General features: G+C 66.4%; 13 protein-coding genes and 1 tRNA gene. 5 read left to right on the top strand and 9 right to left on the bottom strand.

All coding sequences use genetic code 11. The features are described from left to right. Positions 1-124 precede the first annotated feature (124 nt). The gene (locus tag JC607_RS23240; protein WP_198839114.1) at positions 125-388 is read left to right on the top strand and encodes a helix-turn-helix domain-containing protein; all 264 of its coding nucleotides are present in this window, start codon (positions 125-127) and stop codon (positions 386-388) included. 181 nt (positions 389-569) lie between these two features. Here JC607_RS23240 and JC607_RS23235 read toward each other — a convergent pair. The 3 genes from JC607_RS23235 to JC607_RS23225 all read right to left on the bottom strand — a co-directional run bounded on the left by JC607_RS23235 (position 570) and on the right by JC607_RS23225 (position 4116). After that, positions 570-646: transfer RNA gene (locus JC607_RS23235), tRNA-Met, on the bottom strand. Between the two features lie 61 nt (positions 647-707). Then, positions 708-2741: a hydantoinase/oxoprolinase N-terminal domain-containing protein gene (locus JC607_RS23230; RefSeq protein WP_198839113.1), complete on the bottom strand. Its 2034-nt coding sequence runs from the start codon at positions 2739-2741 to the stop codon at positions 708-710. 37 nt (positions 2742-2778) lie between these two features. Next, positions 2779-4116 carry an RNA polymerase sigma-54 factor gene (locus tag JC607_RS23225; RefSeq protein ID WP_198839112.1) on the bottom strand — a complete coding sequence of 446 codons (1338 nt, stop codon included), beginning with the start codon at positions 4114-4116 and terminating at the stop codon, positions 2779-2781. A gap of 138 nt (positions 4117-4254) precedes the next feature. On the opposite strand from JC607_RS23225, the gene JC607_RS23220 reads away from it, so the two are divergent. Together JC607_RS23220 and JC607_RS23215 are read left to right on the top strand one after the other, a co-directional pair. After that, on the top strand, positions 4255-4977 hold the full coding sequence (locus JC607_RS23220; RefSeq protein ID WP_198839111.1) for a hypothetical protein: 723 nt from the start codon (positions 4255-4257) through the stop codon (positions 4975-4977). A 95-nt stretch (positions 4978-5072) separates the two neighbouring features. Further along, the gene (locus tag JC607_RS23215) at positions 5073-5789 is read left to right on the top strand and encodes a hypothetical protein (protein WP_198839110.1); all 717 of its coding nucleotides are present in this window, start codon (positions 5073-5075) and stop codon (positions 5787-5789) included. Between the two features lie 103 nt (positions 5790-5892). Here the strand turns inward: JC607_RS23215 and JC607_RS23210 are convergent, their stop codons facing one another. The 5 genes from JC607_RS23210 to JC607_RS23190 all read right to left on the bottom strand — a co-directional run bounded on the left by JC607_RS23210 (position 5893) and on the right by JC607_RS23190 (position 12780). Continuing rightward, positions 5893-6984: a serine protease gene (locus JC607_RS23210; protein ID WP_198839109.1), complete on the bottom strand. Its 1092-nt coding sequence runs from the start codon at positions 6982-6984 to the stop codon at positions 5893-5895. 60 nt (positions 6985-7044) lie between these two features. Next, positions 7045-9060: a caspase family protein gene (locus JC607_RS23205; RefSeq protein WP_198839108.1), complete on the bottom strand. Its 2016-nt coding sequence runs from the start codon at positions 9058-9060 to the stop codon at positions 7045-7047. Between the two features lie 184 nt (positions 9061-9244). Continuing rightward, positions 9245-10654, bottom strand: coding sequence for a HAMP domain-containing sensor histidine kinase (locus JC607_RS26210; RefSeq protein WP_198839107.1), 1410 nt, complete (start codon positions 10652-10654; stop codon positions 9245-9247). After that, positions 10644-11354, bottom strand: a complete 711-nt coding sequence (locus JC607_RS23195) for a response regulator transcription factor (protein ID WP_233093109.1) — start codon at positions 11352-11354, stop codon at positions 10644-10646. Before JC607_RS23195 ends, JC607_RS26210 begins: the two co-directional genes overlap by 11 nt. A 7-nt stretch (positions 11355-11361) precedes the next feature. Beyond that, the gene (locus tag JC607_RS23190; RefSeq protein WP_198839106.1) at positions 11362-12780 is read right to left on the bottom strand and encodes a trypsin-like peptidase domain-containing protein; all 1419 of its coding nucleotides are present in this window, start codon (positions 12778-12780) and stop codon (positions 11362-11364) included. A 165-nt stretch (positions 12781-12945) separates the two neighbouring features. On the opposite strand from JC607_RS23190, the gene JC607_RS23185 reads away from it, so the two are divergent. Further along, positions 12946-13584 (top strand): hypothetical protein, encoded by a 639-nt coding sequence (locus JC607_RS23185; protein ID WP_198839105.1) that lies wholly within the window; start codon positions 12946-12948, stop codon positions 13582-13584. A gap of 27 nt (positions 13585-13611) precedes the next feature. Continuing rightward, complete coding sequence (locus JC607_RS23180) at positions 13612-15741, top strand: caspase family protein (RefSeq protein ID WP_198839104.1); 2130 nt, start codon at positions 13612-13614, stop codon at positions 15739-15741. A gap of 15 nt (positions 15742-15756) precedes the next feature. Here JC607_RS23180 and JC607_RS23175 read toward each other — a convergent pair whose 3' ends face one another. Continuing rightward, on the bottom strand, positions 15757-16911 hold the full coding sequence (locus JC607_RS23175) for an alkane 1-monooxygenase (protein ID WP_198839103.1): 1155 nt from the start codon (positions 16909-16911) through the stop codon (positions 15757-15759). Positions 16912-17502 lie beyond the last annotated feature (591 nt).

Here is a 17502-nt window from a genome sequence, read left to right as displayed (position 1 = left end):
GCAGAGGGCCGCCTAACATGAGCACCTGACCGGAACAGAACCGGGACAGGTCCAAGGCCGCGCTGATCCGGCTCAATGCCGGGATCAACATGCTTTACGGCGCCAAAGAAGCGGAGGCCGGCCCATGAGCTATTCCGACAAGGTCCGGGCCGAGGTCGCCGCCCGCTATGGGGTCCCGGTGCGCTGCCCCGTCCAGATCATCCCACCCGGGGTGGTTGCAGCCAACGCTGATCCCTGGGCATCAGATGGGGCTGTCCGAGGTGGACGCCTGCTCACTGCGAAAGAGCGCCAGAAGATGGCTGAGTTGCGGGACGGCGGCGCGAGCTTCCGGGAGATCGGACGGTATCTCAACCGCAGCTACTGTCACGTCTACAGCGTTCTGGGCTGATTCGCGTAACAGCAGGATCACCCCTCGGTTATGGCTAAGGGGTGATTTCCCTCGCCGCCCCGGTGGCGTTAAGGGTGTGGATTGGTGACTATCAGTCGTTTTGCTATAGGCGGGTAGATAAGCGGATAACTCGATGGGTCTTTGAGATTTCCGTTTAAAATCAATAATTTAAGATTGAAAGTGGTGGCGAGGGAGGGACTCGAACCCTCGACCTTGCGATTATGAGTCGCACGCTCTAACCAGCTGAGCTACCTAGCCACTGGGCGCGGGGATATGCGGGCCGGTCAGGAGCGTCAAGGGGGTATGCACGCTTTTTGCCTCAGTTTGCGAACTCATCTGTGCCAGGGCCATGGGCGATGCGGGGCCTGCCGGTGGCGGTGACGGTGACGGTGGCTTCGATGAACAGGATCTGCCCCTCGATTCCGGCCTCGGAAATCTCGCGGCTGGCGGTCAGGTGAAGGTCGACGGCCCCGGCCTCACGCGCGCGGGCGGCAGCCTCGGCGCGCAGCTCGGTTTCCAGTGCCGCCAGCGCCGCGTCGCGGTCGCCATAGGCTTTGGGGCCAGAGGTGAAATGCGCCACAAACCGCCCCTGGGCCGGCGATGTCACAAGGCCCGAGACGCGCTGGCTTACCTGACCCGCCACCGCTCCGATCGCATTCGCGACGCCGGCATGTTCTGGCAGGATCATCTCACAGCCAAGACGCGCGCCCACCGCGCCATAGTAGGACGGCGCCGAGGCGCCAAGGCCGATCACCGGCAAGGCCAGTCGCGCTGACAGCGCCATGACGCCCTGGTGCCGATCGAGCCCCGCCACCAGCAGCGGATGCCGCGCCAGGGCCGCCGCGTCTTCGTCCCTGAATCGCGGGTCTTCGGCGAAGGCGGCCTCCAGCAGGCAGCCGGCGGTCTGGGCGGTGACCTGATCAATGATCCGCCGCGCCATGTCTTCGGGGCCGGGCGCGAACCGTTCGCCGGCGCCAGTGCGGCGCAATGCCAGCAGACGCAGCGCTTTTTCGGCGGCCTCCCGGTCCCAGTCGCGCAGGCCGCCCGCAACATGGCTTGCATCCGAGGGGGTCACGCCGGAAAGCATCACCAGCCCGCGCGCGACAAGGCGGTCCAGCGCTGCGGCTTCAAGCCGCGAGGCCAGCGCCTTTGCGACCGGCATCGGCGCGGTGATCCGCTCCAGCACGGCACGGTCGCGCGGCCCAAGGCCACCGGCCTGTTCGACCCCCTTCATCGGCACGACAAAGCGCCCGTCATATTCGCCCGGCGCCGGGCCCGAGAGCCAGCGCTCCAGCGCCTCATGCACCATGTCGCGTGCCGTCATCGCCAGCAGCGAGACCGGCAGCAACCGGCGCGGCCCGAGGCGGAGCCGCCCCGAGAGACCCTCATTGATCAGATGCACTTCCGAATCGCCGCCAAGGCCGGTGGTGCGCATCGCCACGGCCTCGACCATGGTGCGGAACCCGCCGACGCGGGCGCCTTCGGGGTCGATCTCAGGCAGGCCGCCGCGCAGGATCGCCACATCCGTTGTGGTGCCGCCGACATCCGAGACCAGCGCGTCCTGCGCACCGGTCAGCCAGCGCGCGCCGACAATCGAGGCGGCGGGGCCGGAGAGGATCGTCTCAATGGGACGCTCGCGCACCATTGCGGCAGAGATCAGCGCGCCATCGCCGCGCACCACCATCAGCGGCGCATCAACGCCGATCCGGGCCAGATGCCGTTCACAAGCGGCGACGAGACGGTCGATCATCCCGATCAGCCGCGCGTTCAGCACGGCCGTCAGCGCGCGTTTCGGGCCATTCAGCCGCGCCGACAGCTCATGCGAGCAGGTGACAGCGCGGCCAGTCACGCGGCGGATCAGCTCGCGCGCGGCCAATTCATGCGCAGGGTTGCGGGTGGCGAAACGGGCGGCGACGGCAAAGCCCATCACTTCGGGGCCAAGCGCAGTCACCTCGGCCTCGAGCCGTGCGAGATCAGGGGGGGAGGCCTCGATCCCGGCATGGCTGTGGCCGCCGGCAATGCGGATCACCGGATCGCCCTTCAGCGCGTCAGCAAGACCTGCGCGCGCGAGGTCGTCCTCGTCGAACCCCATTGTGATCAGCGCGACGCGGCCGCCCTGGCCCTCGACCAACGCATTGGTCGCAAGCGTCGTCGACAGCGAGACCAGCGCGATCTGTTGCGCCGATACCCCCGATTGCACCAGCGCGCGATCGACGGCGCCGCCGATGCCTTCGGCCAGATCATGCCGCGTCGTCAAGGACTTGGCTGTTCCAAGGACGCGGTTCTCCGCTTCGTCCAGAATGACCGCATCGGTATAGGTGCCGCCGGTATCGACCCCGAGGAAAAAGGCCATGACCCGTCCTTCACTGCTGTTCGTCGCGCGCCCCTTGCTACTGCGGCAGGCAAGGCGGGTCATCCCCGGAAGCGACGTTTTCCGCCCGCTTTCGCGTCGCGGATGACAGTTTCACCGCCTGTTTGCGCCGGGATGCCGCCGGGATGCCCAGCTGCTCGCGGTATTTTGCGATGGTGCGCCGTGCCAGCGGCGCACCGGCACCGGCCAGGGCTTCGGCCAGGGCTGCGTCGGTCAGGGGCGCGAGCGGGTCTTCGGCCGCGATCATCTGCGCCAGCGCATCGCGCATCGCCGCCCCTGCCGGCCCACCCTTGCGCACGGCGGGCGAGAACATAGCGCGCAGCCAATAAACCCCCGTTCCGGTATCGACCGAGGTGCCCTGGACGAGCCGGCTTACGGTGCTCTGATGCAGGCCAAGGGTCGCCGCCACCTCGCTCATGGTCATGGGGGAAAGCGCGCGCAGCCCCTGTTTCGCCACCAAGGGCTGGCGGCGCAGGATCTCGGTCGCGATGCGCAACAGCGAATGGTTGCGGCTTTCCACAAGGCGGATCACCTCACGCGCGGCAGAGCGGTCCCCCGCCACTGTTGCGGGTTGCAGTCTGACCGAAGGCAGCGCCGAATGGTTCAGGCTGAGTTCCGGCCCCAGAGGTCCGTCGCGCAGCACCAGGTCCGGTTCGGCCACCGGGGCGGAGCCGGGCTGAAACCGCGCGCCGGGCTTCGGGTCATAGCTGCGCAGCACGCGGATGCGATGCGCGATTTCCTCGGTCGTTGCGCCGGTCTTTACCGCCAGCGCGTCCAGGTTGCCGGCGGCGACCAGCGTCAGATTGGCCAGCACCGCCTGCATCACCGGGTCGAGCGCCCCGGCCTCGCGGGCCTGGAGGCTCAGACATTCCGCAAGGTTGCGTGCAAAAAGCCCGGCGGGTTCCATCGCCTGGAGTTTCAGCAGCACCGGTTCCAGCGCCGCCGGCGTGCTGCCGGTCTCGCGGGCAAGCCGGCCAAGCGGCGGGCCGAGCCAGCCGCTTGGTTCCAGCGCCGAACACAGCGCCAGCGCCAGCGGCAGTTCGGCAGGCGTCAGCCGCATCAGCGCCACCCCCGCCGTAACATGGGCCTGCAGCCCCGGCGCGGGGCCCGCGAGTGCCTCGATGCCGCCACCCGCCCGCGATTGCCGCGACAGCGCATCATGCCAGCGCGGCGCCCAGATCACGGGCAGCGCCGGCGGGGGCACCAGCTGCAATTGCGGGTTTTGCGCGGCCATATCCTCGAGCCAGACGCCAAGCGAGCCCGCATCCGATTTCAGCATGGAAATCGCGCTGACCAGAGACAGGTTCAGCGACAGGCGCTGTTTCTGGGCGATGGTGATGCGGTTGCGCTGTTTCATGGCGCGACTTTGCCGGGGTGCGGGCGGCACTTCAATCGGCAAAGAAGGCCGTCTGCCGTTGGTCGCTTTGCGGCTTCTCTCTTGCCGCGCTTTGCGCCAGAATTGACCGGGCAATGCCCCCTTTGCCTGCTGTGTCCCATGTTCCGCGCGTCTCTGGCTCTGATCCTTCTCTGTTCTGCCCCCGCGCTTGCCGAAGGCGAGGCGAAGGCTCCGGGCCCGGTGGCCACGCTCGCGCTTGCGCTCAGGCTTTATGATCAGGCCGAGGGGCAGGGCGATGCTTTGGGCATGGCGGTCGCGGCGCGACTTGCGGCGACGATCCGCCAGCGCGGGGCGAGCCATTGGGAGCGGCAAAGTGGCAATTATGCCGGGCCGGTGCTGCAAGGCCAGGAGGCGGCGGGCCTGCGCGCGACGCCTGATCTGCTGACCTCCGGCGCGGCCTGGTCGGGCGCGCTGCTGATGGCCGAAGAGGATGAGGCGCTCAGCGATCTGCTTTATGAACTGCCGCCGCCAGTGCTGCGCGGCGGGGTCAGCCAGATGGCGGCAGAGCTGAGACCCGGGCGCGAGGATCGCTGGATGCTGCCCTTTGCCGGACAAAGCCCCGCCGAGATCGCGGTCTTCGCCACAGAGGCAGAAAGCGATGCGCCCCAAAGCGATACGGGCGCGAGCGATACGGGCGCGGGGGGCGCATTGCTCTGGGCGGTCGAAGATGGCGCGGGCGGCGTTCTTTGCCCGATGCGGCCGGTTGCCGCCAATCTCTGTAGTTTCACCCCGGCCGAGAACGGCTTTTACGAGGTGGTGATTGCCAATCCTGCGGGCGGCTCTGCCGCGCGGGCCGGGGCCTATCTGCTGGTCGCCAACTGACGGGCGCGGATGAGCGCATTTGTCACGGCTGCGTGACTTCCCAAACCGGTTCCGGGCTGCGACACTGCCTGAACGACCCCTGACGAGGAGCCGCCATGTCTTTCCCTGCCTGTTCCGCCCCCCGTCGCCTTGCTGCGGGGCTGTTTGTTGCGGCGCTTTTTGCCGGTCAGGCAGCCGGCCCGCTGGCCGCCGAAGAGGCGAAAGGGCCGAATATCACCACAGGGGCAAGTGGCGCGGCGGGCGCAGTGGCGACGCTGGCGCTGGCGCAGGAGCTTTTCGGGCTTGGCCGTTCCCATGGCGATGCGCTGACCGTGCTGGCCGCCGCCCGCCTCGCCGCCTCGGCAGAGGTCTCGCCCGGCAAGGAGTTCAAACGCAGCACCAGCGGTGAGGGCGAGGCCGGCCCGGACGCCGCATCCTCCCCCGCAGATGCGGGCGCGATGTTCGGGCTCGCGCTGACCCTCGCCGCGCAGGATGAGTTTCTGACCGATGTGATTCTTGATGCGCAAACTGCCACGGGCAGGGGCCGGATCGGGGGCGCCTTTTCGCAAAGCGCCAGCCTGGCGGCGGGGCGGACCGACAGCTGGGAAATCCCCTTTGGCGGCGGCGCCTATGCCGAACTGGCGGTGCTTGGCAACGGGACATCCGATCTCGACATCATGGTCACCGATGAGAATGGCAATGTCATCTGCTATGAAGGCGGCCAGGAAGACAGGCTCTATTGCGATTTCGTGCCCTCCTGGGACGGGTTCTTCTTTGTCGCGGTCGAAAACAAGGGCGCCGCTGCTGCGGCCTATGACCTTGTGACCAACTGAGCCGCGCGGCTGCACCGAAACCGGAAACCCCCGGAGGCCATTCCGGCTCCGGGGGTTTTTTCATGGTGTTGCGAGGACGATTGCACGTGCCCGCCGGATCCGGTCAGGGATTGGCCGTGATAACCTCATTCAGCCAGGGTACAAAGCGCGACACATCGGTATAGGCCGAAAACTGCGCCATTTCCGGGCAGCCATGGCCGGAGGCATCGCTCAGACCCCAGCTGACGATTCCGGCCTGGATATATTTCCCGTTGTCCAGCGGCACCACCAGCGGCCCGCCGCTGTCCCCATTGCACGAGCTTTTGCCGCCCTCGAAAGTGCCCGAACAGATCATATTCTCGCTCATCGGCATCGGCGCCGCAGCCATGATCTCATCCCAGAGTGCATAGGCCTTGTCCTCTGGCACATCCATCAGATTGACGGCAAAGGCAAAGCCCTCGACGGCCTCTTCGGCGCGGCCTTCCAGCAGGACCTGGTTGCACAATTCGCGGTCCAGCATCTGGATCTGCGCCTGCATCAGCTGCGACGAGGGCACCGCGCCTGCCTGAAGCCCCCATCCGGTGACGACCGTGGTGATTCCCGGCTCGCGCAGAAGATCGCCGTAAGTGGCATCCGGCACCTCGACCGTCTTATACGGGCCCTGCGGTTTGCGCGCGAGTTTGACCAGCGCGATATCATAGTCGAAATCATTTACCGAATAGGACGGATAGGTGAAAACCGCCTCGACCGGCACCCGGTCGCCGCTGCCATCCAGCAGGTTGGTGCCGACAAGAATGTCGAAATCGCCGGGCTTGAGATCGGCCCCATTGCCGGCGTCATCGGCCATATGGACGCAATGGGCGGCGGTCAGCACCCAGCGATCCATCACCATGGACCCACCGCAGAACTGGCTGTCGGTGCTGATCGGCTGACCTCCGAGCAGGAAGGCAACCTGCCAGGGCCAGGCGCCATCGGCTGCGGGCTGGCCGCCGACCACTTTCGCCCCCGAAGGTTCGGCTTTCGCGGCTTTCTCGCCGCGTTCGGCCTTGGCGCCCGAGGCGGCAAAGCTGTAGGGCGAGCTGTCGGCGGCGCTGGCTTTTGCGTTGAAACCGGGGTGGGTGGGGCTTTCTGCCAGGGCAATGCCGGTGACACTGCACAAGAGCACCAGGGCGGAAAGCGGCCTGAGAACAGTGGCTGGCATGAAGCGCGAGGTCATCTCTTTGATCCTTCTGCGGAATTGGGCTGGGGCCGTGATGGCCATCTTTTCGGCAACGGGCTATTCGGAATTGGCTGGGTTCAGCCGCACGATCTGGCGGATCATCGTCAGATCGGCGGGTTTGGTGGAAAAGCCACGCATCGAGGTCTCGTCTTTCGGTGAGATCTGGCTTTCCAGCCAAAGCGCGGTGTCGCTGCCACCCTCAGCCGTACCGCGCAGCGTCGCGCTGGCGAGCGAGGTCAGATCGGTGCGCAGCGCATGGCTCTCGTTCATCGGGACGGCCAGGATCCAGATCTCCTCGACCCCGGCATGGCTGACCGGATCGATCTGCAACCCGACCCGCGCGGCCTCGCCCGGAGCGATGCGGTTCACGATATTCTGCGAAGGCCAGATCGGCAGCACCTCCATATCGGAGGAGAGATAGAGCACCGTGACATCCTGCGCCTTGCCCGAACGATTGGTCAGCGTAAGCCAGAGCTGGTCGCAGCCATTCACCCCCTGCGCCGGATCATGCGCCGCACCTGCCCCGGCCTTTCCGCTGCAGGACGCACCTTGCACCGGGTCGATGATTTCGGTGCCGGGACGGCGCTCGATCGCGACGGATATCACCTCGGTTTTCGTAAAGCCGCGCCCGGCGGCCTGGGCCAGCACGTCGCGCAACCGCGTCGCATGGGCCATGGTTGAAAGCATGCGCTCCAGCGCTTCCGCCTCGGTTTCGCCCTCCAGGACCAGGACGCGCGGTGATGTCCCGGGGCCGCCCGCGTCAAGCACCGCATCGGGGCCGGCAAGCGCCAGCAGTCCACCGGTCAGGACCGGCACCAGATCCGGCGCCGCACCCGGCGCCGGTTTTGGCGTAGCGGCGATCGCCGCATCCCAGGTGCCATAATCCAGCCCGTCTTCGGGATCGGCGCGCACCAGGCCCGCCAGCGTCAGCGGCACAGGATCGGGAAGCCTGCCGGGCGCGGCCCAGATCGTCGCGCCTTTCGCGACCTGTGGCAGCGGGCCGCTGATCTTCGCCTCGCGCGCGCCGACCTTGCCGAGCGTTACGGATCCGATGCTCTCGCCCCCGGCGCCGGATGCGAAAAGCTCGACTTCGCCCCCTTCGGCAAAGCCCTGCAGAAGGCCCGCCTGAAGCACGGATCCATTGATCCGGTACCGCGCGGCGCCGGCGCCTTCACCAAAGACCCGTTCCTGCAAAAGCGTGCCCTCGGCATCGGGGAGTTGTCGCGCCACGCCCTGGATCATCGCATCCGAGGTGGCGGCAAGCACCTGCTGCCAGGTCGCATCCTCTGCGCTGGCGAGAACCTGAGCGAGGCGCAAAGTGAATTCGCCATGCCAGATCCCGGTATCGCCCAGCGGATATTCAAATGATCGCTCATCCGATTGCGAGGAATAGAGAAAGACGAAATCGCCGGACAGTTCTGCCGCGCCGGTGAACGGGACCGGCGGCAGGTCATCGGGGATGCCAAGCGCATCGGGGGGCAGCGAGCGCGCAACGCCTGCCACCGGATCGGGATCGATGGCGCGAAAGCCGGTGGCCGAATGGCAGGCGTCGATAATGCCGACCAGCTTTATGTCGCGCGACAGCAGGCCCTGGGCCCAGAGGTTCAGATCGTCATCGACGATAGCGTTCTCCACCATGCCGATCTCGCCCTGCCAGTTCTTTGCATCCATCGGCAGGAAGATCTCGTCATAGCCGCCCCCCTCATCGCCATTCAGATCGGGCGCCTGGGAGCCATGGCCAGAGAAATAGAAGACCAGCGTATCGCCTGGCGCGGCATCGGCCGCCGCCTGGTCAAGCGCCGCGAATATTCCCGCGCGGGTCGGCGCGGCGATGGTGGCGCCCTCGGGAAGACTGGCCGGATCGGTGGTCAGGATGGTCATGGCCTCGGGCGCGATCCCGCGGCCGGTCAGCACTTCGGCCATCAGCCGCACGTCATTGGGCGGCCCTTTCAGATCGGCATCCAGATACTCATAATCGCCAACCCCGATCAGGACGGCCCGGGTGCCGGCATGGAGCGTCGTGCTCCAGAACAGGAGGCTGGCGGTCAGGGCATATGTGAGCTGCGGTTTCATGCGCGAAAACATGCCTGGACTTCGCGGACCGGGCAAGGGGCCTGCGCGTGATGACAGTATTTGTCACCTCTGGTCTGTGGCGCGAGTCGGGGGTTTCACACCCCCGGACCCCCGTGGAGTATTTCAGTCAAGAGGAAGAGGCATTTCCTCTTGATCCAAATACTCCCGCCGGAGGCATCCGGCCTCAGCCAGAGGTGAGGGGGGGCCATTCCAGGCGAAGCGTCAGGCCCTGGCCGGTTGCCGGAAGCGAGAGTTTTGCGCCGTGGCGCATGGCAATCGCGCGCACAAGCGCAAGGCCGAGGCCATGGCCCCTGATGCCCCGGTCACGGTCGGCGCGGGTGAAACGCTCGAAAATCTCGTCACCCATGCCCTTGGGCAGGCCAGGGCCGCTATCCGCAATCTCGAGCAGATGCAGCGGGCCAGGAGAGAGGGTCAGGCGCAGCCGGTCGCCGGGGGCGCAATATTTGATCGCGTTATCCAGCAGATTGGCCAGCATCTGCGAGATCAGCGTGCGATCTCCCAGCACCATCAGGCCAGGGGCGATATCAGCCACCGGGATCAGGCCTTTTTCTTCGGCTGCTGCTTCGTAGAGCTCCCAGACCCCTTCCGCGAGGGTGGAGAGATTAACCGGCAGCAGTCCGCCGCCGGAGCCATGATCCGCCTCGGCGCGCGAGATATCGAGAAGCGCATCGAAGATCCGGATTGCGCCGCGCATTTCTTCGCGCAACTGGCTGACGGTCTCTTCCTGGCCATTGATGGCCGAGAGCCTGGCCGCCATCCGGTTCAAGGGTGTCCGCATCTCATGCGCGATGGTGTCCGAGAGCCGATGCGTGGCGCGGTTCAGGCTTTCGATCCGGTCCAGCATATGATGCATATGGGTTTCCAGAAGGCCGAACTCATCCGCTTTGCGGGGGCCGGGCAGGCGGGCTTCGAGATCCCCTGCCGCGACCTGATCCGCGAGCCGGTTCAGCCGTCCGATCCGCCCCATCACCTGGCGCGCCGCGATCCAGCCCACCAGCGCCGCCGCCGCCAGCAGCGCGAGGGCCAGCCCGATCATCCCCCGCTTCAGCGCCGCCAGCGTTGCATCGACCGGGGCCAGCGGGCGTCCGGCCAGAAGGCCGAAACCGCCAGGCAATTCACGCGCCACCACCAGCCAGCGGCCCGTGCCCCGGGTGATCTCCTGCGGGGTGGAAAGGTCAAAACCCGCACCTTGCGGTGCCACATCGGCGGGCCAGCGGTCTTCGGTTCCGGCGAGGATCCGGCCATGGCGGTCGGTCAGCAGCAGGAGTTCCTGCCCGCCAGAGGCCGCACGATAGTCGATTGCCTGGCGCAGCGCGATGATGCGGCGCTGGTCGTAAAGCGCGCCAAGACCACTGAGATCGGCGGAGAGCAGATCCTTTTGCGCCTCGGTCAGCCTTGTCGCCACCAGCCGGTATTGCAGCGCCATCGCGCCCAGCGACAGCACCGCGACCGCCGCTGCCATCAGGCCTGCCAGTCGCAGCGTGGCGCGGGCCCTGAGCACGGGGCGCCAGAATACTGGGCGCCAGAATACTGTGCGCCTGAGCACAAGGCGCGGCTCCGGATCAGCCGCCACCGGGCTCTCCGGCCATGGATTGTGCAAACAGATAGCCTTCGCCCCGGACCGAGCGGATCACATGGGCGCCGGCCTCTTCCAGTTTGCGCCGCAGCCGCCCGACATGCACGTCGACGACATTGGTGCCAGGGTCGAAATGCAGGTTCCAGACGGTCTCCAGCAGCTGCATCCGGGTGACAACATGGCCGGCATTCTGCGCGAAAAAGGTGAGCAGCGCGAATTCGCGCGGCGAGACCGGCACATGGCTGCGCCGCACATGCACGGTGCGCGCCTTCAGCCGGATTTCCAGATCGCCAAAGGCCATAAGGTCATTATCCGCGACCTGGATCGTGCCGCGCCTGAGCAGGGCGCGCAGCCGGGCGCGGAGCTCCTCGGGCTCATAGGGTTTCGGCAGGTAGTCATCGGCGCCCTTTTCAAGGCCCTCGACCCGCTCGGCCGCGCGCCCAAGCGCCGAAAGCACCAGGATCATCGCGCGCGACCCTCCGGCGCGGATCTGCGCTATGGCGTCAACCCCGTCGCCGCCGGGCAGCATCCGGTCGAGCACGATCACCCGGTAATCGCCGCTGGCGGATTCGGTGAGGCCGCCGTCCAGAGTATCACGATGGCTGGGCTCGCAGCCAAGCGCGCGCACCTCATTGGCCACGGCGGCGGCGATTTCGGGGTCGTCCTCGATGATCAGGATGCGGTCGGTCATGGTCATTGCAGATTCAGAACACCACAACCGCCGGGTCAAGCACATTCGCGCCGCCAATGGCACGCGGGCCGGTCGCAGTGCCCCAGGGATCAAGCCAGAGATGCCGCGTGACCCCGTCCGGCGCCTCGACCAGCAAGAGCGTGGCGGCGGTGATTTCCAGCGCTTCCAGCCCGGGCCCGTCCATCGCGGCACCATTCACGGCGCGGATACGGTCGCCTTTGGCAAGGCCCGCGAGCGCGGCGGGGGAGTTGATCGTCAGATCCGAGACCCGGCCGTCCTCGCCCTGCACCACACCAAGCGCCGCGAGACGATAGCTGCGGATGCGCTCGGGGGCGGGGGGCGCGCCTTCGGGGCCGCGCAAGGTGAGGCCGATCAGGCCGGGCTCGGGCGCGGCGGCGCTGAAATCCAGCATCAGGGTCAGATCCTTGCCCGCGCGGGACAGGGTGATGCCGGCAGAGCCCGCCGCCAGAACGGCATCAAGCAGGAAGGCGAAATCGCCGGGATTTTGCAGCTTTGTGTCATTGACCGACAGGATGATGTCGCCGGCAAGGATCCCCGCACCCGCGGCCAGCCCGCCAGGGCTTACCGCATCGACCAGCAGCCCTTCGGCCGCAACCCCCAGCGTATCGGCGAGCTTGCGGTCCACCGGCCGCGCATTCAGGCCGAGCTTCGGGAAGGGCAGCAGGCTCTCATCGATCAGACCGTTTACGATGCGGCGCAGATCGCTGCCGGAAATCGCATAGGCGATGCCGACAAACATGCGGCTGCCGTCTGCAATCCGGCTGTTCATGCCCATAAGGCGTCCTGCTGCGTCGACCAGAGGTCCGCCTGATGATCCTGGATTCACCGCCGCATCATGCTGGAGGAACATCAGCGGCACCGCGAGGTCGATCTGGCGCGCCATGGCCGAGACCATGCCCCGTGTCAGGGTGAATTCCGCCCCAAGCGGCGCGCCAAGCGCATAGACCTCAAGCCCCGGCAGGGCCGGCGCGTCCGAGACCTCGATGCCGGTCAGCGCGGCACCATCCGGGCCGGCAAGCCCTGGCTCCAGCTGCAGGATGGCGACGTCGCGGGTGCTGTCGCGGCCGATCACCGTGCCGATCACCATATTGCCCTGCCGGTCGGTGACGCGCACCTCTTCCGCCACGCCCACCACATGGGCATTGGTTACGGCGATATTCGCGACGCCTGCCCAGATGAAGGCGGAACCGAGAAAGCCATCCTCGCGATCCGCGCTGCGCACCACCAGAACCTGATCCATCGCCAGATCGGTTGCGGCCCGGAGAGGCGCAGAGACGGGCGCAATGGTCTCGGCCTGCGCGGCAGTGGAAACCCCAACCATTTGCACCGTCTGAACAGCGAGGATGGCGGCAAGCAGCGGGGCCGCAAAGCGGGGCCAGGCCCTGTTCCGGACCCTTTTATCGAGGTGCATTCTTATAGTCTCCGGCTCTTTCTCAACGCTGCCGGCAGGTTAGCCCGCCGGGCCGCCCGGGGTCACATGACAAAGCCCGTCATACTGAGATTGTGCGTTTACAGCCCGCATCCATCGCCCCATCCTGCCGCAATCCGAAACAGCCCTGTGACCCGAGCAGATCCCATGACCCTTTCCGCCCGTATCGCCGCCCGGCTGGCCAGTTCTGTCATGATCGCCCTGCTGGCCCCTGCGGCAAAAGCCGAAGGGCCGGGTCCCCTGCGTCAGGCGGCGCTGTCGGCCGAGCTTTATGCCCGGGGGGTGGCGGAGCAGGATCCGCTCCTGATCCTCGCCGCCGCACAATTGCGCAAGTCGGTCGATATGCAACCGCTGGAACCGGACCCCCAGGGGGCTGCGCCCGCCTTCGCCCCGCTCGGATGGGAGGCGATGATCGCAAGCGCGGTCGCGCTGACCAGTGCCGGCGATCCGCTCAGGGAACTGGCTGAGGATATCGCCGCACAAAGCTGGAAGGGCGTCATTCATGGCCCGGTCTACCGGATCGGCGCGCTGGAGGGGGGCGCGGAGACCCGGTTGCCGGATCTCTCGTTCCGGGGCGGCGAATATGCCGAAGTCTATGCCGAGGCTGAGCCGGGCTTTGATCTCAACATCACCATTCTCGATTCCGAAGGCCGCGAGGTCTGTTCCGACAGTGACCCGACCCATGTCGCCTATTGCGGCTGGACTCCGGCGGCGGATGGCAGCTTTACCCTGGTCATCGTGAATTCCGGCACGCGGGATGCCGGGTTCGCGCTGATGACCAACTGACTGAAATTACGCCAGAAAGGGCAGGATATGATCCGCAGGTTTCTTCTGACCACGGCGCTTGGGCTGATCGCCTTCCCGGCACTGGCACGCGAGAATTACGCGCTGCTGATCGGGGCGAGCGAGTATCAGAATATCGAAAAGCGCTGGTCCCTGAAGGGGCCGAAAAACGATATGGACCTGGTGGCGAATTATCTGCTGACCGAGGCGCCGGTGCCGTTTCAGGCGGAAAATGTCACGGTGCTGACCGATAAGGAGGGCGCCGATCCGGCGACTTTGGGCAATATCCGCGCGGCTTTTGCCGATCTGACCGCAAAGGCGCAGCCGGGCGATTTCATCTATCTCCACCTCTCGGGCCATGGCACCCGCGCCCCGGCGCTGGATCCCGACTCTGAACCCGATGGCCTCGACGAGCTGTTCCTGCCGGTCGATATCGGCAGCTGGAACAATACGGTCGGCACTGTCGAGAATGCGCTGGTCGATGATGAGATCGGCCAGCTGCTGGACGGGTTGCGCGCGAAGGGGGCCGATGTGTGGATCGTGCTCGACAGCTGTCACTCCGGCACCGCCACCCGCGCGATCGAGACCGAAGACGATGTGGTGATGCGCCAGCTTGAGCCCGCCGCGCTGGGGATCACGGATGAGATGATCGACGCGGCGGTCGACCGGGCGTCAGCTATGGCAGAGGTCGCGAACCGCGGTGTCGGCAGCGCGGCTGCGGGCAATGGAACCGGGGGCGGGGTTTCCTTCCTGCCGAAAGAGACGACGGCGGCGGCTGATGGCGTGGAGCCTGGCGGTCTGGTGGCCTTTTACGCCGCGCAAAGCACCGAGATGACGCCAGAGATGCGGCTGCCGCGCGGCGCCCCCGACCGCAAATCGCAGGGCGTTTTCACCTTCACCCTGTTCGAGACGCTCGCGGAATATCCCGGTGCCACTTACGGCCAGGTCGCGCAGGAGGTCCTGCGCAAATATGCGCTGCGCGGCACCGCGAAATCGACGCCCTTGTTCGAGGGCGATCTGGACCATGTGGTCTTTGGCGGCGAGGCGCGGGCGCGGGTCTCGCAATGGCCGGCTGTGGCGACGGATGCCGGTTTCACGCTGAATGCCGGCACGCTGCATGGGCTCGCCGTCGGGACCGAGCTGGCCGTTATGGCATCCGCTGCCGATGGCAGCGACAAGGCGCTCGGGCTGGTCCGGGTGACCTCGGCCGACACGTTCAGCGCGACGACCGGGACCTTCGCGGGCGAGCTGCCCGAGGGGGTCTGGCTGCGGCGCAAAGAGACGGCCCTGGATTTTTCGCTGACCGTGGCGCTGCCGCCCGGGGGCTCGGCCCCGGCGCTGGCCCTCGCTGCCGCGATGGAGGATCTGCGCGAGATCGCGGGCCCGCGCCTGAACTTTGTGAAGGCCGGTTCCGAGGCTGATCTGGCGCTGGCGGTGCTCCCGGACAGCGCGACGCCGGATGCGCTCTGGATCCTGCCCGGCACCGGACTTGCGGAACGCGGGATTCAGGCGCCGAAGGTGGAAACCGCCGGCGTGGCGCCGGAGGATCTTGCCGGCAATCTGCAGGAAAAACTGACCGCGATTGCCAAAGCGGTGAACCTGATGAAGCTTGGCGCGGCGCTTGGGCCTGCGAACGGGCCGGGCGCGCTGGATGTCCGGGTCGAGCTTTTGACCCGCAATGCCGATCATCCGACCCTGCGCGGATTGCCCCTGGTGCCAGTGCCGGAACTGGTGACCAATGACGAGGTCCATGTTCTGGCGAAAAACAATATGGATCAGCCGGTTGATGTGAATGTGCTTTATATCGGCGCCGATTACTCGATCACGCATTTCTATGCCGGGCGGCTGCATCCGGGCGACGAGATCAGAAAGGGGCTTTTCGCGATCGGAGGCGAGAGCATGGGGCAAGAACGGATGATCGTGGTGATGACCCCGGCGGCGCCCCTTAGCAAGGTCGAGGATCTGAGCTGGCTTGCCCAGGACGCCGTGCGCAGCACGGGCCTCGGCGGTGGCTTTGCCGGCTCGCTTTTTGAGGCGGGGTTTGGCCAGGGCACGCGGGGGGCTATTGCGCTGAGCGATGACAGCGCGACGTCCGGCCCGGCGCCGGCAATCCTTCAGGTCGAGCTGCGCACCAGAGCGGATCAGTCCGGGGCGGAGTGATCCGGGGCTTTGTGATCATGCCCTGGGCGGCGCGCCTTTCGGCATCGGGTTCTTGGCCTTGTTATAGGGCTTCCAGTCGCTGATATCGGGGTAGAACTGTTTGCGCCAGGCGCGCACCCGGGGGTTCATCGCGCGTTTCCACAAGGGCGGGATCATCGCGAGGCTGGTCATCACCGGATAGCCGAAGGGCAGCTGCGGCGCCTCGTCTTTCTCGTAATTCTGCAACAGCGGGAAGCGGCGGTCGGGTTTGTAATGGTGATCCGAATGGCGCTGAAGGTTGATCAGGAGCCAGTTCGTGGCCCTGTGCGCCGCATTCCAGGAATGGCGCGGCAGGGCATGTTCATAACGCCCCTCGCCCAGATGACGGCGGGTGAGGCCGTAATGTTCAACATAATTCACCAGCTCCAGCTGCCATTGCGCGATCAGGGCCTGGGCCGCGAAGATCAGGAGGCCCTCGGGGCCGCCAAGCGCAACTGCGAGCGCGAGGAAGGCGGCCTGAAACGCCCAATAGCGCCAGAACGGGTTTGTCCGGTGCCACCAGGGCAGGTTCCTGCGCGCCAGCATCGCCGTTTCCGAGGCAAAGGCCGAGCGGCGCTGGCCGATCAGAACCCGGGGGAAAAAGCGGTGGAAGCCCTCGTTATAGCGGGCGGTGACTGTGTCGCGCGGCGTGCCGACATAGAGGTGATGCACGCGCATATGTTCAGAGCGGAAATGCGAATGCAGCACCGAAGCGAGGAGGAGATCTGCGGCCAGGCGCTCGATCTTCGGCTTCTGGTGGAGGAGCTCATGCGCATAATTCAGCCCGATGGTGCCAGCCATGACTCCCATGCCAAAGACCATGCCGGCTTTCTCCCAGCCGGTCATGGCGCTTTGCGGCAGATACCAGAGGGTGGCGGCAAGGGTGGCAAGCTGGATCGGCACCCAGATCAGCGTCAGCAGCGTATAGACCCTGAGCTGGTCATCGGGAGTGTCGGGATCCGCATTGTCCTTGTTCAGGCCCAGAGCAGCATCGAGGGCGGGGAATAGGATCCAGCAATAGGCGGGGAGTGCCAGGACCCAGAGCCCGCCCCAGGTGAGGCCAGCGACCGCGATGGGCAGGGTGCCGAGGGAAAGCCAGAAGGGCAGGGCTTGCGCGGGGCGGGCCAGGGTGTCGGGTGAGAGCTGCGCCATGATCGTCCTCCGGTCGCGGCGGATGGTAACGCCGGAGCGGGCGCGGATCAACGCGACGAAATGGACGGCTGAGGCTGAGCGGAGCTCTCACGCGGAGGGCGGGCATTTTATGGCAGCCGGAGGTGATATGGCCGGGATCGGGCCGCTGCCCGGCGCGACCTGCAGGCCAGACGCTGCGAGCATAGTTTTTCCATACCCGATCTTGCGGGAGAGGATGCATTTTGCTCCGGCTCGCAAACCCGGGGTGGTCGTGACCGGTATCACGGCGGCAGAAGGCTGTTCATGCCGGGTCTGTCTTTGCCATCAGTCCTTCCCGGCCAGTCCGGCGGCGCCGAGGTCGAAAGCCTTTCGAAAGACGGTCGGCAGGCTGTCGGGGTTGAAGTCATGCGCGGCAAAGAACTCGCCTCTGTCGGGATTGATGTCGGAATGGGCGATCATGACGCGCAGGATGAGGTGAAAATGGGTGAAGGTATGGCGGATTTCGCCAGCCTTCTGCCAGTCGGCATCGGCTGGCGCTGTGGTCGGGCAGGATGTCCCGGGGGGGGCAGGGGGGGGGGGGGGGGGGGGGGGGGGGGGGGGGGGGGGGGGGGA

The sequence above is a fragment of the Paracoccus sp. IB05 genome (assembly GCF_016405985.1).
Taxonomy (GTDB): domain Bacteria; phylum Pseudomonadota; class Alphaproteobacteria; order Rhodobacterales; family Rhodobacteraceae; genus Pseudogemmobacter.
The sequence above is the reverse complement of the archived record's forward strand: the minus strand, read 5'-3'. Positions and strand labels throughout refer to the sequence as shown.